The 21,919-nt window shown below is 53.5% G+C and carries 22 protein-coding genes and 1 tRNA gene; 10 read left to right on the top strand and 13 right to left on the bottom strand.

The window, feature by feature from the left end:
• Positions 1-79 precede the first annotated feature (79 nt).
• From NR114_RS18315 to NR114_RS18305, 3 genes are all read right to left on the bottom strand, one after another.
• Positions 80-2,671, bottom strand: coding sequence for an outer membrane usher protein (locus NR114_RS18315; protein WP_256814434.1), 2,592 nt, complete (start codon positions 2,669-2,671; stop codon positions 80-82).
• Between the two features lie 68 nt (positions 2,672-2,739).
• A complete protein-coding gene (locus NR114_RS18310; RefSeq protein ID WP_256814435.1) occupies positions 2,740-3,276 on the bottom strand; it encodes a fimbrial protein in 537 nt (178 codons plus the stop codon).
• 104 nt (positions 3,277-3,380) lie between these two features.
• The gene (locus NR114_RS18305) at positions 3,381-3,917 is read right to left on the bottom strand and encodes a fimbrial protein (protein ID WP_256814436.1); all 537 of its coding nucleotides are present in this window, start codon (positions 3,915-3,917) and stop codon (positions 3,381-3,383) included.
• 434 nt (positions 3,918-4,351) lie between these two features.
• On the opposite strand from NR114_RS18305, the gene NR114_RS18300 reads away from it, so the two are divergent.
• From NR114_RS18300 to NR114_RS18255, 10 genes are all read left to right on the top strand, one after another.
• Positions 4,352-5,149 carry a winged helix-turn-helix domain-containing protein gene (locus tag NR114_RS18300; protein WP_256814437.1) on the top strand — a complete coding sequence of 266 codons (798 nt, stop codon included), beginning with the start codon at positions 4,352-4,354 and terminating at the stop codon, positions 5,147-5,149.
• Between the two features lie 6 nt (positions 5,150-5,155).
• On the top strand, positions 5,156-5,641 hold the full coding sequence (locus tag NR114_RS18295) for a hypothetical protein (protein ID WP_256814438.1): 486 nt from the start codon (positions 5,156-5,158) through the stop codon (positions 5,639-5,641).
• Positions 5,642-5,899: 258 nt separating this feature from the next.
• Entirely contained in the window at positions 5,900-6,490 is a 591-nt protein-coding gene (locus tag NR114_RS18290; protein WP_256814439.1) for a helix-turn-helix transcriptional regulator, read from the top strand.
• A gap of 23 nt (positions 6,491-6,513) precedes the next feature.
• Positions 6,514-6,906, top strand: coding sequence for a hypothetical protein (locus NR114_RS18285; RefSeq protein ID WP_256814440.1), 393 nt, complete (start codon positions 6,514-6,516; stop codon positions 6,904-6,906).
• A complete protein-coding gene (locus NR114_RS18280; protein ID WP_256814441.1) occupies positions 6,903-8,303 on the top strand; it encodes an FKBP-type peptidyl-prolyl cis-trans isomerase N-terminal domain-containing protein in 1,401 nt (466 codons plus the stop codon). The genes NR114_RS18285 and NR114_RS18280 overlap by 4 nt, the downstream gene beginning before the upstream one ends.
• Before the next feature lie 480 nt (positions 8,304-8,783).
• Entirely contained in the window at positions 8,784-9,068 is a 285-nt protein-coding gene (locus NR114_RS18275; protein ID WP_256814442.1) for a DUF3892 domain-containing protein, read from the top strand.
• A 134-nt stretch (positions 9,069-9,202) separates the two neighbouring features.
• Positions 9,203-10,429, top strand: a complete 1,227-nt coding sequence (locus tag NR114_RS18270) for a nucleotidyltransferase (protein ID WP_256814443.1) — start codon at positions 9,203-9,205, stop codon at positions 10,427-10,429.
• A gap of 1 nt (position 10,430) precedes the next feature.
• Positions 10,431-10,910, top strand: coding sequence for a hypothetical protein (locus tag NR114_RS18265; RefSeq protein ID WP_256814444.1), 480 nt, complete (start codon positions 10,431-10,433; stop codon positions 10,908-10,910).
• Complete coding sequence (locus NR114_RS18260) at positions 10,900-11,454, top strand: 3'-5' exonuclease (protein WP_256814445.1); 555 nt, start codon at positions 10,900-10,902, stop codon at positions 11,452-11,454. Before NR114_RS18265 ends, NR114_RS18260 begins: the two co-directional genes overlap by 11 nt.
• Before the next feature lies 1 nt (position 11,455).
• Positions 11,456-12,562, top strand: coding sequence for an SAVED domain-containing protein (locus tag NR114_RS18255; protein WP_256814446.1), 1,107 nt, complete (start codon positions 11,456-11,458; stop codon positions 12,560-12,562).
• A 350-nt stretch (positions 12,563-12,912) separates the two neighbouring features.
• Here NR114_RS18255 and NR114_RS18250 read toward each other — a convergent pair whose 3' ends face one another.
• From NR114_RS18250 to lptF, 10 genes are all read right to left on the bottom strand, one after another.
• Entirely contained in the window at positions 12,913-15,261 is a 2,349-nt protein-coding gene (locus NR114_RS18250) for a primase-helicase zinc-binding domain-containing protein (protein ID WP_256814447.1), read from the bottom strand.
• A 10-nt stretch (positions 15,262-15,271) separates the two neighbouring features.
• On the bottom strand, positions 15,272-15,607 hold the full coding sequence (locus NR114_RS18245) for a DUF5375 family protein (RefSeq protein ID WP_256814448.1): 336 nt from the start codon (positions 15,605-15,607) through the stop codon (positions 15,272-15,274).
• Positions 15,604-15,867: a hypothetical protein gene (locus tag NR114_RS18240; protein WP_256814449.1), complete on the bottom strand. Its 264-nt coding sequence runs from the start codon at positions 15,865-15,867 to the stop codon at positions 15,604-15,606. The genes NR114_RS18245 and NR114_RS18240 overlap by 4 nt, the downstream gene beginning before the upstream one ends.
• Positions 15,864-16,406, bottom strand: a complete 543-nt coding sequence (locus tag NR114_RS18235) for a host cell division inhibitor Icd-like protein (protein WP_256814450.1) — start codon at positions 16,404-16,406, stop codon at positions 15,864-15,866. The genes NR114_RS18240 and NR114_RS18235 overlap by 4 nt, the downstream gene beginning before the upstream one ends.
• A complete protein-coding gene (locus tag NR114_RS18230) occupies positions 16,393-16,605 on the bottom strand; it encodes a hypothetical protein (protein ID WP_256814461.1) in 213 nt (70 codons plus the stop codon). Before NR114_RS18230 ends, NR114_RS18235 begins: the two co-directional genes overlap by 14 nt.
• Complete coding sequence (locus NR114_RS18225) at positions 16,605-16,868, bottom strand: AlpA family transcriptional regulator (RefSeq protein WP_256814451.1); 264 nt, start codon at positions 16,866-16,868, stop codon at positions 16,605-16,607. The genes NR114_RS18230 and NR114_RS18225 overlap by 1 nt, the downstream gene beginning before the upstream one ends.
• Positions 16,869-17,740: 872 nt before the next feature.
• Positions 17,741-19,000 carry an integrase arm-type DNA-binding domain-containing protein gene (locus tag NR114_RS18220; protein ID WP_256814452.1) on the bottom strand — a complete coding sequence of 420 codons (1,260 nt, stop codon included), beginning with the start codon at positions 18,998-19,000 and terminating at the stop codon, positions 17,741-17,743.
• A gap of 164 nt (positions 19,001-19,164) precedes the next feature.
• A tRNA-Leu gene (locus NR114_RS18215) sits at positions 19,165-19,249 on the bottom strand.
• Positions 19,250-19,629: 380 nt separating this feature from the next.
• Positions 19,630-20,700, bottom strand: coding sequence for an LPS export ABC transporter permease LptG (gene lptG, locus NR114_RS18210; RefSeq protein ID WP_020825022.1), 1,071 nt, complete (start codon positions 20,698-20,700; stop codon positions 19,630-19,632).
• On the bottom strand, positions 20,700-21,794 hold the full coding sequence (gene lptF / locus NR114_RS18205; protein ID WP_020825021.1) for an LPS export ABC transporter permease LptF: 1,095 nt from the start codon (positions 21,792-21,794) through the stop codon (positions 20,700-20,702). Before lptF ends, lptG begins: the two co-directional genes overlap by 1 nt.
• Between the last annotated feature and the right edge of the window lie 125 nt (positions 21,795-21,919).

The following is a 21,919-nucleotide window of genomic DNA, read 5'->3' as shown; positions in this document are numbered from 1 at the left end:
ATGTTTTCATTCCCGGCCGCAGCGGCCCTCCTAGAATTTGGGTTAAATCTGCACGCCGTGTTATCCCTCAGCGCGGCGGTTACGAAGCCTGCTCCTGCTCAGGTACAACCACTGGCAGTGGCGCGCCCTTCGTCCGCACTTCAGGCTCGGTGTGCGCCCCCAGCGGATGACACGGCAACAGCAGCGTATTCATCAGCATGTCTGCCGGCAAAGGCGTTGGCATGCGCACCTCACACTGCGCGCCGCCGTTCCAGTGCACCGTCATGGCATCGCCGGCGTTAATGCCGCTCAGGTAAACACTGCCGCCGTCATTGACGATGCCCGTCTCCTGCTTACGGGCGTTCATCACCGTGGCGCCGAATGGGGGTTCACTGCCATCGGCCAGTTTGATGACCGCCATCGCCTTCTCACCGGCAATCACGTCGAACTGGCGGTAACCGATAGCGCCTTCGGTGAGCGTGGCCTGCACTACTGACTTCGTGGCTTCGGCGTTATCACCGAGTTTGTTCACATCGATACTCGCCCTGTTGCGGTAATAGCTGTTCACGTCCCCGATGACCGCCTTGCCCCAGGCATTGGTGTTGGTGGTGCTGCCATAGCCCCGCACCGGCACGTCCGCCACCCCCTGCGTGTCAATCAGCATGCGGGTGCCGCCCGGCACCCCGGCTCGATGCAGCGCCCCGCCATTCGCCGTCATCGTCATGCCGCCCTGCATCGACATCCCGAAGGCGCTGTAACGGTTTTCCTGATAACTGGCGTTAGCGCTCATCCGCGCCTTATCGCCTTCATGGTTGTAATACCCGTTCACATTCACCCCATTGCGCGAACTACCGGCCCGCAACTGGTAGTTGTTGTGCTCATCAATCCGGTCGTAATACCCCACCTGATGAGTGGTGTCGTCGCGGTTCACCGTGGTGTTGTAGCTCACCGTTGAGTTATCCCCCCACGGCATCGACAGTGAAAGGTAGGCCCCATCGTCTTTCGTTCCGTTGTATTCATTACGGTACGCCGACAGCGACAGGCTCAGGTTGCGGAACCGGCCCACGTCGAAATAACGCGACAGCGTCAGGTTGTAACGGTCATTAGCCGGCCGATCCCAATGCGTCTCGTGGCTATAATTGAGATAGGTACTCAGCCCCCAGTCGCGGAAGTGCTTATTGAAGGTAATGGTGTACATCTCTTTGCCATTCCCCGTTCGGGTGCCGTAATAGCGCGCGTCCAGATACTCACTCATGCTCATAAAGTCCTGCTCCGAGAAGCGATAGCCGGCAAAGGTCACCTGGCTGTCGTATTCGTCGAAGCTCTTTGAGTAACTGAGGCGATAGGAGCCGCCGCTGAGCGTGCCGTCTTCCTGTGGCAACCGCGCCCGCGACTGGGTAGCGTCAAACGACAGTGCCCCCAATGCCATCAGGTCACGGCCGATACCCAGTGACAGCGCGTTGTAGTCGCCGCCAGCCAGCGCACCGCCGTACAGCGACCAGCCGTTGCTAACCCCCCAGGAAAACTCGCCGGTGCCGAACAGCGGACCGCTCGAATGGTGCTGCCAGTCTGACGGTTTACCCGTCGCCAGCTTGAAGCGCACCGAGCCTGGCCGCGTCAGGTACGGGATGTTCGCGGTATTCACCACGAACTCCTGCACGCCACCATCCTGCTCTTCCACCCGCACGTTCAGCTCGCCGCTGACCGCATCATTGATGTCCTGAATGCGGAATGGCCCTGCGGCAACCGTGGTCTCAGACAGCACACGCCCCTGCTGGCTGATGGTGACTTTGGCGTTAGTTTTCGCCACCCCCACAACTTCCGGCGCATAACCGCGCAGATTAGGGGGGAGCATGCTGTCGTCCGATACCAGACTCGCCCCCGTAAAACGGAAACTGTCGAACATGCCTGAATCCAGATAGTTTTCACCCAGCGTCAGCTTCGAGCGCAGCGCCGGTATTGCCCGATAGGCGTAATACCGGCTCCAGTCCAGCTGTTTATTGGTCGGTTGCCCGCTCCCCGTCTGATGGTCAAGATTCGCCTGCCAATCGGCACGCAGACGCCATGCGCCCAGGTTGGCGCCCGCCGTACCGTTGCCGCTGAGGCTATAACCATGCGAGCCGTCCCGCTGCTGATGCTGGCTACGCGCATTGACGTTGTAATCGAAGAGCAACCCTGGAATACCCTCATCCCAGCGAGACGGCGGATCCCAGTTCTCGTCGCTGTACTCCAGATAAGCCTGAGGAATACTCAGGTAAAGAGAAGACGTGGGCAGATCGCCACGCACTTCCATTCCCTGTACGCTGGTCTCGTTCAGGCATTCTCCCTCGCGCCACCAGGTCAGGTCTTTCAGTACGCCGGGTTTAAATCCCAGTTGTTGCACCAATGCGGGGCTGAGGCAGGCGCGACTGCCGTTTGGGTCACCCTCCGGCGCATAAAATGAGATCTGTTGCTCCTGCAAGTCATTCTTATTAACGTGCACCACCATGCCGTAGGTACCTGGCATAATGTAGCCACTGCGCGAGAATTGGCTCAGATCAATGTTTTTCCGATCGTTGACATCCAGCACATCTGTATTGAACTGAATATTATCGGCAGCATGAGCGCTTATCACTGAAGTACCCAGCGCAAGGGAAATAAACAATCCTAACGAATGCAGAGGCGCAACTTTTCCAAGCGAAGAAAACTCCATGCCATTACCCTATTAGTATAAATAAATCCATTACGCGAGGCGAAAAACAGCGCTCTTCCAGAAGGAAATTAAAAATAGTCCAGTTTAAATCGGATAGATGATAGATAATCCCCAGCTTTCAACGTCTGACTATTGGCCACCAACCTCATGGCGTAATTCAATTGACTATCGCCGGGGACAATATCCATTGGTGGCATAGCCTTGCCCGGCATTGCGACATTACCCTGAGTATCGATGATTTGCAGCGCTACGCCGGAGGCATCACCGTTAACACCAAATAACCCGCCATTAGCTTCACCATCAAAAGTAACCTGAAACTTCTTCCAGCCTTCCTTTCCAGGACGCTCAGTGATGCAGTTAACCAAATCAATGGAAAAAGGCTGGCTGCGGCCTTGCCCATCGCGAATAATATCTGACAAGGGTAGAACCCCCATATCAATGGTTTGCTCCCTGCTGTCAACAGCAATAGCACAAGCGGTGTCTATAATGGATCCTTGCATATTTACCCGCCCCCATCCGGCAATATGATCGTCGGCTAAAACAGAGACCACTGGAAAGGAAAACAGGCAAGAAACCACTATAATAACGGTATTATGCAGCCTCATAAAACGTGCTCCATACTTTGTAATATTGTCAAAAAGGCATGCGGGGATACCGCATGCATATATACACATACAGAGAAAACACTTACTTTATGTGGAGTGAACTTTTAGTTATAAGCCAGAGTAAAATCGGCCACCGCTTGGAATTCACCTTCAGTAATAGATGCGGCAGAAGCGGTATCACCCTGCATGTAGGCGGCGAAACTCAGCGTGTTGTTACCGTCCTGCAATGTTTGCTCTTTAGTTGGCTCGCCCAGTTTGATGATTTCACCATCAGCCTGAGTGATGGCTACGCTGGCGCCTTTAGCCGTGCCGGTAATCCCCAGCAGGCCATTTTTAGCTGCAGATTCCATACCCGTAAAGGTTACCTGCACCTTATTTTTGGTGGCAGGTGATCCAAACGTGCAGTTCTCCAGATCGATCGAGAAATTACGCGGGGTAGATTTCCCTCCACTGAGTAAAGCAACCTTAGAGATCTGGCCCAGCTCAACTGTTTGATCAATAGATTCTGGAGTAATAGAGCAAGGTGCATCAATAATAGAACCGGTAAAGGTGACTTTACCATGGCCCTGGTCGGCGGCCTGTGCACCAGAAACTGTACCGAATGCCAAAACTGCTGCCATCATGATTTTATTCAATTTCATTTCCACTTTATCCTTATTTAAGGTCTATCCCATTTTTGTGAAGTCGCCACTATTTCGGCACTACAGATCCAGCATATCAAAGGGTTATTTCTTCTCACCCCGTAAATTAGCAGCATCATGGTTACCGGCAACTGGAAACAATGATAAACGCCAAAAAAAATAAAAGCCAAATAATCTAATTAATATATAAAAATTAGATTATTATGCTAAAACGCCACCAAAAACATCAAAAAATTAGATATTAGTTTCAAGTTTATTAACTAAATTAAATATCAATACTACTTTAAATTCAAAGAGATCCGGACTGAAAAAGAATTTCCATAAAGGTGTTGACTGTTAGTGCAAAATTCCAATAAATTCTATCAACATATATTTGAGACTATTCTTATCACCAAGTATTTTTGCCTATACACCAGGAATGAACGGGTATCCACATGAAATACATAATAAATCTAACTATTGTTTTTGACCCGGAAAGCAGGACATTGATACTGAGAAACGATAACCAGCTCACGGCTGGGTTATCTAACCCAGCAACACGGCTATTAATTGAGCTAATAAAAAACAATAAAGTCGAATTGACGCGCGAGGACCTAATAAAGCGCGTCTGGGAGGACTATGGTTTTTCACCTTCCAGCGCTACGCTGAGCAATCATATAAGTGAACTAAGAAAAGCGTTTGAGACACTTGGTGTAAGCAAAAACATTCTCATTACCATACCGAGAACAGGGTTCAAAATGGAGGCTGAAATTCACCCCGAGACCAAGGTGCCTGACAAGCCAGCCGCTACAGGAAAGATCGGGGATAACTCGTTACCTCTCGAGTCAGAGCCCGAGAGTAATACAGCTTCATTATTAATAGAGACCAGCCAGGATAACCATTCCGGCAGGATGAAAAAAACGCTATTTTTTCTAGCCCTTGCTTTGATAGCCATTGCAATAGCGACAGCATTCGTTACCCTGCCCAAAAGTGACGAACCTATGTTAATCGGCATTCATGAGCAATGTAAAATTTATACTTTTGATGGTAATGAACACGGTATTGAACAGCTCAATGGCGCACAGGAAATGCTGGCTGCTGAGGAAGTAGATTGCACAAAGCAGGGTCGTGACATTTACTATATGGAAGCTCGCCCCACCAACAAGTTACTCAAGGTAAAATTTATGGCTGCATGCACAAAAAATGGAAATTCGAGTTATAAAAATTGCAACAACTACAAATTGGTCGAGTAGATTGAAATGAATAAAATGAATATCGGTTTTTTGATTTTTTTCATCATTATCTTGGGTTGCGCTGCCCTTTACCTTAACTACCCGAGCGAGAAACCTTTTCGTTGTAACGCTCACGTAAGTACATACTTTACTTCCAAAGATGGCAAGAAGCTTGTACTCAATCTGGATCTCAATGTTATCACCGCGCGAGAGGGACGCAGTGAAGTTCTTGCTGTAGGCTCTGTTACAGGGTTAGACAAAGATTACGTTATCGCCCGGCGGATATTCATTTCCATGAAGGAATCTGATTTTAAAAATTTATCCAAAACCCTAGTCACCCGAGAAGAACGTCACCCTATTGATAACCTTCCGGAAGAAATTTGGCGAGAATATGTGCTACCTGAAGCGCCAGGCGTCGCGTTTTATGCAGAAGCGAAAAAAATAAGGGAAAACTTATATCTTATCAAAGGGCTAACAAACCCCTATTTCATTTGCACCCTAAGCCCGCGTTAGCCTCTTGGGCGGCTTAACTTCTTCCCCTTATGTAGTTAAGCCCCCTCACCCCAAAAATCATCGCAGTTAATTTAACTAATTAATTAATATAATTATGGCTAATTATATTAATTAAATTTAAAAAACCATACCAAATCAGAGCTTAACTTCATATTGAACCCATTAAATTCATTACCTTGAGTGTGTTACAGCTTGTTAGATAACCTAGTATCATCGCTGATTGAGTCGAGTTTACTCCGCCACGAAGATAATACTATCATGAAGAATACATTAAACATCGTCATCATTGACGATAATAAGTTTTATACTGCCGGACTAATTATGGTGTTATCCATATACTTTAAAAATAAAAAAATGAAGGCGATTGTCTCCGATTGCTCTAATATCCATACTGCAGATATCATTTTTCAAGCTATATGCAGCGGGGTAGTCGTCGCTCCGCATCCCCGAGCGAATAAAGGCAAGCCGCTTTACTTCGCTATCGCGGATAGCAAAAAAGCTCATTTGCAGCATCTATATCGTGGTGTGGAAAAATCAAACATATTATACCGGCACCAACCGGTAGCCCTAATATTTCAATGTATTGAAAGCACTATTTTTCCACAACTATTATCAAACGAGCAGGCGCGACCATCCGCTGAGCTCTTTATCCATGAACCACTCACACCACGTGAACACGAGGTTTTATTCCACCTCAAACAAGGAAAAACGCCTGCTGGTGCGGCGATCAGTATGGGGGTCAAGGTAAAAACCATAAGTTCTCACAAACGCGCGGCAATGAAAAAATTAAATTTCAGACGTACCAACGAACTCTTCCATTGGATGCTGCAAGGCGGTTTATCTCGTTAACAGGCAAGAAAAGGAAATTAAACATGCGTTATAACCCACTCGTTGTTGCCATCGCATTGATGGGCATGCTGTTACTCAGCGGTTGCCAGTCGGTGGAAAAAAACCGGGCTAAATCAACCTCAACGGTAGCGTTACAAGATGAAAAAGTGAAACGTGAAATCCAGGATTTAAAACAATGCCAACAAAATTTAAACGTGCTCGCCACGTTAAAAACAGATAACTACGCCGTTAAAAAGAAAATATTTGACGATCTGATGTCTGGAGCCTCTCAATATGCCGGCATTCGCGCTCAGGTTAATGCGAATACTCAAGATACCGTTGATGCACTCTATCGTTACCAGGTTAGCTATCAGTGCGCCGAGATTAATCAGGCGCTGCTTGCCGAGCTGGCCAAACGCGGCGGGGCGGTGAAATGACCTTATGGAAGCGACGGCTCTACCGTTTTCTGGCCTGCCTGCTGGGAGGCTTACTGTTACCTGCTGCTTCGTCAACACCGCGCAATGGTAATGCCGATATTCCGGCCTTGCTGCAGTTTGCCGAGCAATACAGCGAAAAAAGCTATCCGGCAGAAAAAGCCCCTGTCGCGCGGGATCGCCCTCGCACCGAAAAACGCCCAACCCAAAGTGCCGAGAAAGGTAAGCCCGACAAAAAACCGCCACCGCAGCGCGAAATCTGGAGAATTAAGGATAAGGCGATCCAGCAACAGCGCACGGAAATAGCCCAGCTAAAATTACAGATAACCCGTCTGCAGCAAAACGCCGTAACGGCAACGGCAACGGCAACGGCAACGCCGGATTGGGCCGCGCTATCCCAATTGGCGCAAAGCTTGCGCCAGGCGCTGGGGATGACCCCGACAGAACGCCAGGCAAAAGCCAACCTATTACAGATACAGCAGCGCTGGGATCAGGATCGGGCGGTATTACAGCAACAGTTGTCCAAAGCAAAAGCAGAAAACCAGGCCTTATCAGCGGCAGCCAACCACCAAAAAAATTTGCTGATGGAAGTAGAAAAGCGAGACGCGGTGCTGCAGGAACAGCAAGCTGAATTGCAGTCGCAGCGCCAACTGATGCAAACCGAATTGGATGAAACCGTTAAAAAGCTGGCAGATACGCGAGCCGACATGGTTTCTTTGCAGGCGCGAAGCCCGCGCCTGGTGACTGCCGATGCGCTCAAAGACGCACAGCCGCGTGAAGATTACGCCGCTGGTGTTTCCCTGGGAGAAGAAATTCTGCAAATGCAGGAAGAAAGACACCGTTGGGGAGCCAACTCGGAGAAAGGGATGATATTGGCCGGTATTGCGGATGCCTTTGCAGGTAAACGTATGTTGTCCGATGACGAACTCAATAACACCCTGACCACCGCCGAGAAAAAGGTGGCAGCTGCAAGAGAGAAAATTAACGTAACCCAGCGGCAAAAAGGTGCGGCATATATAGAGGAGTTCAAGAAAGATAAGCGAGTTCACCAGGCATTATCCGGATTCTGGTACCGTATAGACTATGCGGGTGATGCGCAGATCCCCGCTACCGCCTCAGTGGATGTGGTGGTAAAAGAAACGCTGGTCGACGGCACCGTAGTGCAAGATATGGAAGCAACTGGCGCCACACTGTCGCAGCCGGTGACGGATTTCCCGCCGTTGTTTAAAGAGGCAATTTCGCTACTGAAAAATCACGGTACGATGACCCTGGTGGTTCCCCCAGAGCAGGCTTACGGAGAGAAAGGTTATCCGCCTAAAGTCCCCCCTAACGCCACCATGATTTACACTTTGCGTATAGCGGAGATGTACCCACCCGCTCAAGCTAAAACACAGCTCTAGCCCCACTAGCCCTCCCTGATATCTCTCATGAATTTAATAGGGATAGCAGGCTGATGCGCAATCTATCAATGACAGATAAAACGCGGCATAGCGTTTAATAAAACTTAAATTAAATTAAATTAAATTAAATTAAATTACGAATATAAACACATTAAGGGCAGAGAAACCATCAATATAATATTAAAATAAACATTAATTATAAAAATTATTTTCTCAAATTATAAAAAAACACATGGTAATAAATCAAAAAAACCATCACATTGGTGTTGACTTTAATTAGAGCAAAAAACATGATTAATGCGACAAATAATTAGAAACCTCATTACCCGTAATAGACTGGCTATTGAATGCACTACCATTATCCGGCTATACATTTATAGCAGTGATTTCAACCCAGGTTACGTAAAGGGCTATCCGGACTCATGGTTTCTGTTTCCCCTTACGCCTATGCGTAAATATTCCCCTAACCAAGGAGTTGTTATGTCAGACCATCAAGTCACCTGTATCAAAAAATCCGATCACCAAAACGCGCATGAGCGCATTCAGGCTATTGGCGGTGTCAACGCCGATGGCACCCGTTGGTCACTGCCCCAGGCAGACGCCATTGCCGGTATCGAGGCGGGCACCTGGCGTTTTTGGGTCACTGAGAATCGCCATTCCGTCTGGGTGATTGTCTCAACCAGCGCAGCGGGGAATAAATACCTTAAAACGCAAAATGACGGCGAACACCCCAATAACCTGCTCAGCCTGCCGGAATGCCCCTGATGCAACCCGGATTTCATGATTGATACGGTTTGCAGGGCCCTCTTGCGGCTCATCGCTTCACCTCTTTTTATTATTGGCCGCTGTAGCGTTCTCACGCTCGCAGTACAGCAGCCCCCATAGCATAAGGAAATACTATGTACGGTTCCGCTACCGCCAGAAACCTGTCGGCAGGAAAAAAGCAGCGTATCGCCGATTTATTATCGCAAATTATTGAAACGCTGGATCTCACCAAAACCCAATACGCCAACATCGAAAGCGCCTATAACGGTGTCGGCACCTTCCTGTCTGAAGGCGACGACCCATTACTGCAAGATGCCGTTATTTACCCGCAGGGCAGCGTACGGCTCAACACCACCGTTAAGCCCAAAAATGAAGAGCAATACGATATTGACCTGATTTGTTATCTGCCCCATGCCACCCAGGCGGATTATACCGGCGTGATATCGGCCATTCGCCAGCGGCTGACGTCGCATAACACTTATAAAGACCTCTTAAGCGATTTGCCCCGTGGATTCCGTATCAACTATGCCGGGGATTATCATCTGGATATCACGCCGGGCCGCGCGCACACCGGTGCAGCAGAACGTATAGGCCAGCCGCTGTGGGTCGTGGATGTGCAAACCGCCTGGAAGGAGTCCAACCCCAGCGGCTATGCGAAGTGGTTCGAGAGCAGCGCCAACGTGCAGCCTCTTCGCTCCATTCTGGTCATGGATTCCGCCAGCCGCGTCGGCACCGAGGCGTTGCTCCCGCTCCCCGACAACAGCGATAAAAAACTGCTTAATCGCATCGTACAAATTCTCAAACGCCACCGAGACGAATGGGCCGTCGAGCAGGATGACGTCCGGCAGCGCTGCCGCCCAATTTCGGTCATCATCACCACGCTGGCGTGCCATGCCTACAACCATATCATTGCTGACAGGTGCGCCTACGACAACGACCTGGATATCCTGTTAGACGTGCTGGAACTGATGCCGGATTTCATCGTGTCGACACAGGGAGAAATACAGGTCAGCAACCCGCACATGCTGGAGGAAAACTTCGCCGAGAAGTGGAACCGTTCAGAGCAGGATGAGGGCCCTCAGCGCAGTGAAACCTTTTACCAGTGGCATGCCGCGGCCCAGGCGACGTTTAACACCATCGCCGCCAGCGTGGGGGAAGATAACCTGTTCCTGAGCCTCGAAGACAGCTTCGGCAAAAAGCCGGTCGATGTCGTCAGGCAACGCCTGATGGAGCATATGCAGTCAGCCAGAGAACAAGGCAGCCTGCATCTTGATAAGAAAACCGGCGGGCTTATCGCCACCGGCCTCGCCAGTACGGCAGCCAATGCCGGCGTGCCTAAAAACACCTTCTACGGTGAATAACGTGGTTATCAGGCATCACTGCAAACCGCTGACCATCGCTCAGCAATATCACGCGTTGAAATCCGGCGTTCCGTATGAACGGCTGCGCATTATCCATCACGATCGTACCCTGCTGTGGGAAGGGTGGCTGCAACCTTCACTGTTCAGCCGCCGCTACAGGGTCGCGGTTCGGTACAGCCTCGGCACCCCACCGATTTGCGTGGTGACAGAACCGAATCTTTTCGCGTTGGCCGGTACGCGGGCTATTCCGCACCTGTATCCCGCCGACAAGCATATTCCCGGCGCCAGGCTGTGCCTCTTTTTGCCTGACTCACAGGCCGACGATGGGCTCAGCGAATGGCGCGCCCAGTTAAAAATCAGCGACACGATCATTCCCTGGGCATCGCTCTGGCTGTTTTATTTTGAACAGTGGCTGCACACCCGCGACTGGGAAGGCGGTGGCAAGCACCCACGCACCAGCGAGGTTAAAAATGAGCGTTGAACATGAAGGCTTCATCTCGGTCGATATTGAAACCTCCGGGCCCATACCCGGCGTATGCAGCCTGCTCTCTATTGGCGCCTGCGTCATCGACCACCCGGCGGATAGCTTTTACATTGAAGTGCAGCCGCTGAATCTGCATTACGATGCTGAGGCGCTGGCCGTTACCGGTTTCAACCTGCAGATCCAAATAACGCGCGGCATCGACCCGAAAGTGGCCATGCAGCAATTTGCCCACTGGGTCACCGCCGTCACCGACACCGCGAGTAAACCGATTTTCGTCGGTTTCAATGCGGCGTTCGACTGGTCATTCATCAATTACTACTTTCACGTTTATCTCGGCCATAACCCGTTTGGCTTTGCCGCCCTCGATATCAAAGCCTTGTACATGGGCGCCACCGGCTGCGACTGGCAGGACACCCGCTCCAGCCGTATCGACGCCCGATTTAATCTCAAAAACCAAGGCAGTCACAACGCGCTGGATGACGCGCTGTATCAGGCCGAGATGTTTGTGAAAATCAACGCACACATGAGGGAAAAACGCTGACATGGAAACGGTAAAATATATTCTGATAAAGCTGGTCGACTGGAAAACGCGCCAGCGGAAAACCCAATACCTCATCATGCTGCTCGGCGCCGGGCTCCTGGGTGCGAACAACTTGCTGGGGAAGGCGTTAACCCTGGAAAAAGGCGATGCCCGCTTTTCGCTGGCCGTCTCGGAGGGGAATGTCATCACGGACTCTGCCGTCACGTTTGTGGCGGCGTTTATCATTCTGGGGGGATTTGTCTGGCTGCTGGTCGACGCCTACCGGGAGGCTAAAATCACGGTGCGCAAAAAGGGGGTGGTCATCGAAGGGAGAGCGCTGCGGAAAGTCGCGACAACGCCGCTGCATAAAACGGTCTCTCGTCATTTCAACGGAAAGATAGACGCATTAACCCTCGATATGACGCAGCGGATGCAGGATGGCGCAATCAGTCACCCGGAAGAGACCTTTGACGACAATATCAGCACGCTGGCCAGCAATATCGCCACCCGCATTGACGGTATCGATCATCAGGACCTGACGCTGGTGTATGGCGGGCAATTGCCGGTTCCGTTCACCTTCTACATTGGCGCCATTCTCGATGACAATGGCCCAGTTTCTGTTTTTGACTGGGATAGAGCGCAAGAAACGTGGCGGCCGATTGACAACAAAGCCGACGATGACGGCGACGATTTTACCCTGATGGAAAGCCTCGTCACCTCAGCGGCCAAAGATGTGGTGCTGGCGGTCTCGGTGTCATACCAGGCCGATATTGCGGCCATACGCCAAACCTTCCCCGCCTACCCGCTGTCGCATCTCTCGCTGAATGCCACAACGCTCGGTAATCACTGGTCGCTGTCCAAACAAACCCGGCTGGCGCTGCAATTTACCGAACAGGTCAAAATGCTGACGGCGTGCGGCGCCGAACGCATCCACGTGATTTTGGCCGTCCCCAGCAGCATTGCGCTCAATTTCGGCCGCCGCTATGACCACCGTAATCTGGCACAACTCATTGTTTATCAGTATGAGAAAGAACAGCAACCGGCCTATCCCTGGGGGGTGGTGATGCCGACGCAGGGGCAACGCCGGGGCGCGGTGGTTAAGCCTCCCGTCGTTCACTCAACCAACTGACTGTCGGGCAGCCCTGTGGTTCAGCGCGTGCGTCAAGAAACTCACCAAGAGAAGGGAAGGCAGCGTCGCTGCATTGGGGTGGCGTGTGCAGGCTGCAATGGCATCGCCGCAGCAAACCAGCCGTCCGGCAGCGGTGCTCTCTTTCTCAACGAGGATATAAAAAAACCGGCCTGAGCCGGTTTGGGGAACGCTTGTCGTTATGATACCGGCCGCTCTGCGGCCGGGGTAATGCCCTGGTGTTGCTGCGTTTTTTTACTGCCACTATAGGCGGCGCGGCGATTGAGCGTCCAATGGGTTCGGCAGATCAATAAAGGTCTATTGATCGGCCCGGCCGATCGACTCACTCACCGTCACACAGCGCCACACTTCGGCAGCCAGTCCGCTTCGCACTCTTCACTCAAGACCACATTGGTTTGCATCCCCAGCCGGGTTTTACGTTTGAGCAGGGTTTTCTCATACTCTCTCAATGTCTGTGGCACCGCCAAACCAAACGCCGTCAGGTTCATCACGTGCTGATAGCCTCGTGCCGCCATAAACGACAGGTAGGCGTGGTACAGGTAGCGGCGCGGGTTGGCCGGGGTGATGTTGGCATTGCCGATCATCATGCCTTCCGGAGTACCCAGCACCGTCAGGTAGCCGCAAAAATCAACCAGCGGGTCGGCCTGGCGTTTGATGGTCAGCGCCTCGTCCGAGCTTTGCTGCGCCTGGAGCAATGTGCGGGCCTCGTTCGGGTTGGCGAAGCGCTGCATCAGGTGACGCACAATGACTGCCAGCTCCTGAGTGATTTTGTCCAGCAGCAACGGGTCGCGCTCGGCCAGCGGTATCGCGTCCGGGAAGGTGATAATCACCCGCCGCCGGGAGACGCCGCCGCTGCGGTCACTGAACTGCATCGGGTTGTTGTTCACCGCCAGTATCACCGCCGGGATGTAGGCGGCGTAGGCATCGCGGTACTTCGGGTCGATGGCGACCACATCACCGCCGGTGATGGCCTTGATGCCCGCCCCGTCACCGCTCCATTTCTCCTGGTCAGGCAGGATAATCAGCGAGAAGCCGACCACCGAGGCACGTTCGCGCGCCGACTCCAGGTTGTCGATGGTGGCAGAAGTGGTGTTATCGACACCGGCCAGCAGCCGGGCAATGGCCGCCATCACGCTCTTGCCGCTGCCGCCGGGGCCGGTCACCTCGAGGAACAGCTGCCAGTCGTAGCGGTTGGCCAGCACCATAAAGAGTGCCGCGAGAATACGCTCCTGTTTGTCGTGATTGCCCCCGGCGGCCCGCGTCAGCCATTGCCAGAAGTGCGGCGCATGGTCGGACAGGTTCTCCCCGGCACGCGGCGGGGTATAGTCCACGCTGTTAACGGTGCGCAGCCAGTGCTCTTGCCGGTGGGCGCTGAACTGCCCGCTGACGGTATCGAATACCCCGTTACGAAAGCCTATCAACCGGCGGGCCGGGTCGCCCATCTGCGGCACCATCAGCTTGAGGGTGTCCAAAATGCTGTTGATACCGGCGGCAGAGAACGGCGCGCGTACCTTCTGGAACAACGCGGCAATCTCCCGGCTCAACTGCCGGTGTGGCAGCACCTGCCAGGCGCCGCGCGTATAGCGGCACAGCTCTTCCCCCACCGGCGGTACCGCCAGGGTATTGCCGTAGTGTTCAGCCAGCAGCTCGGCTTTCTCACTGGCGCTCATGGCTTTCAAGTCGGCATCGCTCAGCGTGTCGAACGGGCTCGGCTGCGGCGGCTGGCTGAACGCCTGGAGCTGCGCGCGCGTGGACTCAGCGCCCTGCTGACAGTAGACATCGTTCCAGTCACCTTCCGTGGGCGGTAGTGCCGGAGTGCCGCCAGTGAGTGTGGCCGCCTCGGCGGCGCGGGTCTGCCCGGTGCCGTTCCAGTCATTATCGGCCGCCAGCAGCAGCCTCGCATCCGGATAGTGGCTGCGCAGTTGCTGCGCCACGGCCGCCAGGTTGTTGGCACTGAGCGCCGCGCACACCGTCTCACCGGTCAGGCGGTGCACGGTAAGGCCGGTGGCGTAGCCTTCGGTGAGCCAGATAACCGCGTTGTCCGGGCCGTTCAGAATGTGGCAGGCGGCTTTCACCTGCCCGCCTGCCAGCATGCGCTTGTCACCATTGGAGTTAATCAGTTGCACGTTGATCACCTCGCCCCCGGCATTGTGCAGCGGCAATAACAGGTCGCCGGGCTGGAAGGTGATACCACCAACGCGCAGCGGCTGGCCCTGCAAGGTCAGGGTTTCTGCCTCCGGCCAGCCTTTGGCGCTCAGGTAGGGGTTACCGGTTAGGCACTGAGCGGCGGCCACCAGAGCCTGTGCCTGTCGCGCGGTTTTGCGCTGGGCCTCGGCCTTGTCTTGCCCGCAGCCCTTCTGTAATACATAGCGGGTCTCAGCGGCCGGTGGCAAAGCGCTGGTGCTCTCCCCCATCACGGCGGCCACCTGTTCGGCGGCGGCCCTAGCAGACAGTGACAGGGCCTTTTCCACCAGGTTGAGGCCATCACCGGCCCCGCACTGATTGCAGAACCAGGTGCCGCGACCGTCCTGGTTGTCGAAGCGGAAGCGATCTTTACCGCCGCAGGTCGGGCACGGCTGCGGCTTGCCGTTCGGCTGCAAGGCGATGCCGAGAGCCGGGAGTATCACCGGCCACTGGCCGGTGGCGGTGCGTACGGTCTGGGAAACGAACTGGGCGCTCATCTTCTTCTCCTCAGTGTACGATGGCGTTCTGCGATGCCGACAGGCGCTCGCAACACACCTCGTCCATCATCTTTTGCCCCAGCGCGGTCAGGCGCGGCGCAGCTACCAGAACGTCCGGCTGCACCATGTCGCTCAGCATCGTGCACGCCATGTCCATGCCATCCTCTGCGCCGTACTGACGCACAAAATGCCCTTCCAGACGCAGGGCAATCGTCATCTGCAGCTCGTCCAGCGTGTAACCCAGGCTCACCCGGTAAAAGGCACAGGTGTCCAGATAGGCCTGCGCCACGGCGCGACGGAAAACGGCGGTACGGACTTCAATCGGTAAACAGGATGAGGTATTCATGCGGCGGTGGCCTCCATGCGGGCAAGGATTTGGGATTCACAGGTATTGACGACGTGGCCGAGCTGGTCGGTCAGTAAGGCAATGACCGAGGCAAACGATGCCCGCTGCACGGCATCGGGGCGCTGCCCGCCGAGGTCGAGAGTGTCCAGCAGGTCAAGGAACAGCACACCGGTGGCGTGCGCATGCTGGAGACGCAGAAAATCGGCGTGCGGGATAGGGTAATGAGTGTCGCGGTAGTAGCGGTCGGCCAGGGTGTTCATGCTGCCGCCTTAACCGGCAGACGACCGGCAAAGGACAACACGTAATCACGAGCCAGCAGGCGGCGGGAATTGCATTCGGTATCCGCCACGGTGCGCACCATACGCGGTGAAGCCGTCAGCGCAGAACGGCGCACGGCCGCAAACAGAAAGCAGAATGTAGGGTGAGTCGGGGTGAGGGTCATCGCCATGGTGGCAGCCTCCAATAAGTATTGATTATTGCTACCACCGAAGTTCTCACGCAAGGGTGGTAGCCCAGACGGGGGTGAGAAACCGGCCTTATTGGAAACCGGCCAGCCCGAAGGCTGCCCCGCCTGAGCCACCATTGATTGACTGCTGCGATAGCATAACATCCACCGCGCAAAAAATGAGCGCACTAAGGCCACGACATAAAAAAACACGCCTGGCGCGTGTTGTGTCGCCAATAAGTAACTCGGGTTCTCACGCCCGGCTGCCGATTTTGCGGCAGCGGAAGGACTATAGCGCAGGGCCGGACGTGGGGGCAAGCCATAAGACACCCCCGGACGTTCAATCGATCGCATAGTGATCAACCACTTCATCAGCACAGATACGACGCCGCTCTGCATGCCAGTTCGTCAGGCAAATCACAACGTGTTTTTCGCTGCGGTGCTCAGGTAAAACGATATCCGGGTGCTTGCGCTGCAACAAGATGGTTTTCGCTACAAACAAGGCGTCGTTGTCACTCAGGGCAAAACAGTGTCGACCGAGGGTTAACTGCATCACTCGGCGCTCCCCTGATAACGGTTGGCAATACGTTCATCCATCCACTGCTCGACCTCAGAGGCCAGCCAGGCGACGTTTTTACCGCCGAGGGAGACCTGAACCGGAAACTGCTTGCGGCTCATCATCTCGTACACGGTGGAGCGGGACAGGCCGGTGGTGTAGAGCACTTCCGGCAGACGGATAAAGCGCTCGCGCGGGGTGTAACCGCCAGGGATAACCGGCGACAGGGTGGATGGGATGGAGGTGGGAACGGTCAACATAAAACGCTACCTCTTTGTGTCCGGCCAACTCTGGCCGGAATAGTGTGAACTTCAGTAGCGCCCTATTATGTGAATATTTACCGGGGAGGCAACAAGGTGTTGTTGTGTGGTGGGACAGCTTTTATACCTGTTTTTCAACCAAGTGGGCATATAGGTTAATATTGACCTTTATTGGCAAACCTTGGCAAACCCAAAGAAATGAACGAGCCATGAATAGCCGTTTATTAATAGGTAGAAACAGGCGTGCAGGCACAACCTTAAGCTAGCCAGATAAAAGGGCCTTTTTAGCCGCGCGAACAGCAGTGAACACCGGGTGATGAGTGAGGAAATGACTCGTCACAGTTTATTTATTGATTTAACTATTTTTTTATTTAAGTGAACAGTAGTGAATAGTTTAAAGAAGAACTAAAACCGCAAAGGTGATTTTGCAGTCAACATCTGAGCCAGTTGCATAACAAAAACGCAGGCGGGAAAAATACAGCATGCTCACACTGGCGGCACAAGAACCCATCTCGAACCTCGCCGTGATGGGGTAATCAGGCCCACTTCCATCACACTATCTCCCCCTGAAAACAGCCTTTTTCCTGGCTAGCCGGTGTCAAATCGCGCGTGCATGATTTTGCATGCAAGAAAATGCATCTTTCATCCCCAGCCGCACCAGGATTGGCGCGGCTTGCGACCTCTCATGCAACTGCATGAAAAGCGACATATGAAGTGCGCAGGCGAGGCGGGGGTAGTATTGCGCGCAAGGGGGTATCACAAAGAAAAACCATCTTGGAGGGTTTGTTTTACTACAGTGCTATTTCTTAAGTTTTTAGGGGGAGTACCTTGAGGTGACACTCCCTTAAAGACAAAGCGCTATTGTGAATTACTCATCTTTTTTCACGGGCAAAATCATAGGGCCCGATGCTTGCTTCTTTATTCGCATCTAGATAATCAGCCCACCACTGCACCATCAATCTACGCTCATCCAAATGCTCGGAGGTATGGATATACGCCGCACGCACATTATTGCGTTCAGAGTGGCTTAATTGGCGCTCTATTGCATCATCACTCCACAAACCTGACTCCCCCAAAGCACCACGAGCCATTGTCCTAAAACCATGCCCGCACACCTCCGTTTTGGTGTCATATCCCATAGCACGCAGCGCGTTATTCACTGTGTTTTCGCTCATAACTTTTTTGGGATCATGGTCACCAGGGAAAAGTCGCTCATTACTGCAACTTAGCTCTTTCAACCTCTCCAGCAAGATCAACGCCTGGCGACTGAGCGGAACAATATGTTCTTCCTTCATCTTCATACCACGGTGCGAATAGCGTACACCTTTGATTTCTTCTCGTTGCGCCGGTATGCGCCAGCAAGCTCTATCAAAATCGAATTCATCCCAACGAGCAAAGCGTAGCTCGCTAGAACGCACAAAGGTAAGTAAGGAAAGCTCTACAGCAATACGGGTCATCAGACGACCACGATAAGCCGCAAGGCGAGAAAGAAACTCAGGAAAACGATGTGGGGGCAATGCGGGATAGTGTCGGGCTTTGGTCGTTGCCAATGCCCCAGCCATATCACTGGCAGGATTCGAATCGATATAATCGTTCTGGACTGCATAACGCATGATGGCCGTAACACGCTGCTGGAGACGCTGCGCAACATCGTGCTTGCCAGTAGCATCAACGGCTTTAATCGGTGTTAAGAGGTGGCTGGTTTTTAGACCGCGAATATCAGACGTTCCAATACGCGGGAAAATATACAGCTCCAGATAGCGAAGCACACGTGAACGGTGATCCTCACTCCAACGCTTATTGCTGGCATGCCATTCTCTGGCGATGGTTTCGAAAGTATATGCCCCCGCCGCTTCGGCCTGGGTTTCTTTGTGTTCGGCTTTCGGGTCTATCCCCTGCACCAGTAACCTTTTGGCCTCATCCCGTTTACTACGAGCTTCGGCAAGGGTTATTGACGGCCATACGCCAAAAGCTAAGCGATCTTCTTTTTTGTCGCTAGGTCGGCGGTACTTCATACGCCAGTACTTGGATCCCTTTGCCGTGACTTCAAGGTACAAACCGCCCCCATCAGCCATTTTGTAAGTTTTCTCTTTAGGCTTGGCGGTCTCGACCTGGCGGGCATTGAGCTTCATTTTGGGGGCACATTTCTAATCGAAGTGGGGATGCCCCCAATTATGCCCCCTGTGGGGTCTGGATTGCAACGGATGTACTCGGACGGATTCAGACCAAAAAAAAAGCCTTTCGGCTTTAATTTTAGTAACTTGCGGACTGTTACGGACGTTCTCGAACATACCAATGGTGCCGAAGGCCGGACTCGAACCGGCACGTATCTCTACGGTTGATTTTGAATCAACTGCGTCTACCGATTTCGCCACTTCGGCACTGCAAGTAGTATGCGGAAAACGGGTGCATTATACCTTTCAGCGATCCACGTGCAACACTTATCCGTTGTTCAATGAGTTAAGTGCTGAAAAAATCGTCGCCGGGGTCACATTGGGTTCGTTTTTTGGGCAAAGTAAGGCGTGTCGATTGGGGATAACTGTGGCAAACGGCAAGGGCGCAGCATGCGGCGCCCCTACGGAAGACATCGGGGATAACTGTGGCAAACAGCACGGACGCGGCGTGCAGCGCCCCTACGGATGATATCGGCGATAATGTGCACCTGTGCATAGCGTTATCAGCAGTAGTGCGCTGCAGAGCTCCCAGAAACAAAAAAGGCGTAACCGCATGGCTACGCCTTTTTAAATCGTCTGTCGTGCCGCTACTTGCGTTTTAGCAGCATATACACGCTGATCAGCAGGAACAGCATGCTTGGCAGCAACGCGCCCAGTACCGGCGGCATGTTGTACACCAGGCTCAGCGGGCCGAATATCTGGTCCAGCACGTAGAACAGGAAGCCGAAGCTGATACCGGTCACCACACGCACGCCCATCGGCACGCTGCGCAGCGGCCCGAAGATGAACGACAGCGCCATCAGCATCATCACCGCGACGGAAAGCGGCGAGAACACTTTGCTCCACATGTTCAACTGGTAGCGGTTGGCTTCCTGGCCACTCTGTTTCAGGTACTTCACATAGTTGTGCAGGCCGCTGATCGAAAGCGAGGTTGGGTCCAGCGCTACCACGCCCAGTTTGTCCGGGGTCAGGTTGGTTTTCCATTCGCCGGTCAGCGTCTGGGTGCCGGTCACCTGCTTTTCATTGGTCAGGTCAGAGGTATCCACCTGCGAAAGCTTCCACACGCCGTCTTCAAAGCTGGCGGTGGCGGCATAGCGCACCGTCTCCAGCCTGCGCTGGTCGTTGAAGTGGTAGATGTTGACGCCGGAAAGCTCTTTCTCGCCCGCCACGCGCTCGATGTAGATGAAGTCGTTGCCGTCCTTCGCCCACAGGCCGTTTTTGGTGGAAAGCAGCGAGCCGCCGTACATCTGCTGCGCACGGTAGTTGCGCGCCATCTGATCGCCCTGCGGTGCCACCCACTCGCCAATCGCCATGGTCAACAGCACCAGCGGGATAGCGGTTTTCATCACCGAACCGGCGATCTGCATGCGGGTAAAACCGGAAGCCTGCATCACCACCAGTTCACTGCGCGTCGCCAGTTGCCCCAGCCCGAGCAGTGCGCCCAGCAGCGCCGCCATCGGGAAGAAGATCTCGATGTCTTTCGGTACGCTCAGCAGGGTAAACATCCCGGCGCTCAGCGCCGTGTACTCGCCCTGGCCCACTTTACGCAGCTGATCGACGAACTTGATGATGCCGGAAAGCGACACCAGCATGAACAACGTCATGATGATGGTGTTGAAAATCGTCTTACCGATATATCGGTCTAAAACGCCAAACATCAGGCCGCTCCTCTCAGGCGTGCGCGCAGCTTACGCATCGGCACCGTATCCCACAGGTTTAGCGCCAGCGCGATCGCAAAGTACGCCGCGTTGACCACCCAAAGCCATATCATAGGGTCCAGTTTGCCCTTGCCGCCGTTGGAACGCAGCGACGTCTGCAGCAGGAAGAAAATCAAATACAGCAGGATGGCCGGCAGCATGCTGAGCACGCGGCCCTGGCGTGGGTTGACCACGCTGAGCGGTACCACCAACAGCGCCATGATCACCACGGAAAGCACCAGCGTCAGGCGCCAGTGGAACTCGGCGCGCGCGTCCGGGTCGTCAGACTCCAGCAGTGTCTGCATCGACATCTGCTCGGCCTGGTTGCCGTCCACGGCGACCGTGCGGTGGCCGACCACGGCTTTATAGTCGTTGAAATCGGTAATGCGGAAGTCACGCAGCAGCGCAGTGCCTTCGAAGCGGGTGCCCTTGTCCAGCGTCACCACCTGCGAACCGTCTTTCATCTGGTTGATCTGGCCATGCTCAGCCACCACCACGGATGGGCGTTGGTTGCCGTTCGGCCGCAGTTGCGCCAGGAACACGTCGTTGAAGGTGCTGCCTTTTACGTTGCCGATAAACAGCACCGCGTTGCCGTCTTGCGAAGGTTTGAACTGCCCTTCCGCCAACCCGGCGATGCTGGGGTTGGCTTTGGCTTCACTGATCACCACGTCCTGATAGCGCGAGGCCATGGGCCCGGCCCAGAACACGTTGACCGCCGCCACGGCAGAGGTGATCAGCGCCAGCACCATCGCGGCGATAATCAGGGTGCGTTTACCCAGCCCGCAGGCATGCATCACGGTGATTTCGCTGTCGGTATACAGCCGCCCAAGCGTCATCAATAAGCCGAGAAACAGGCTTAACGGCAGGATTAGCTGCGCCATCTTCGGCACACCCAATGCGAGCAATGAAAGGACTAAATTTGTCGGGACATCGCCGTCCACCGCATCGCCTAACACCTTGACCAGGTTCTGACAAAAGAAGATCAGAAGCAGGATGAAAAGGATCGCGATTTGGCTCTTTAGCGTTTCCCGTACCAGATATCTTATGATGATCACGCTTATTACGCCTGTGAAAACTTGTCTTTTTGCAGGAAAATCGATAGTTTCATCGCTAATCCGCCATTTATTCTCATCATATGGCAACCAACACAGCTAAAATAGTATTACAACATCTAGCATTT

Origin of the sequence: Serratia sp. Ser99 (assembly GCF_024519545.1) — a bacterium.
Lineage (GTDB): Bacteria > Pseudomonadota > Gammaproteobacteria > Enterobacterales > Enterobacteriaceae > Serratia > Serratia liquefaciens.
The sequence above is the reverse complement of the archived record's forward strand: the minus strand, read 5'-3'. Positions and strand labels throughout refer to the sequence as shown.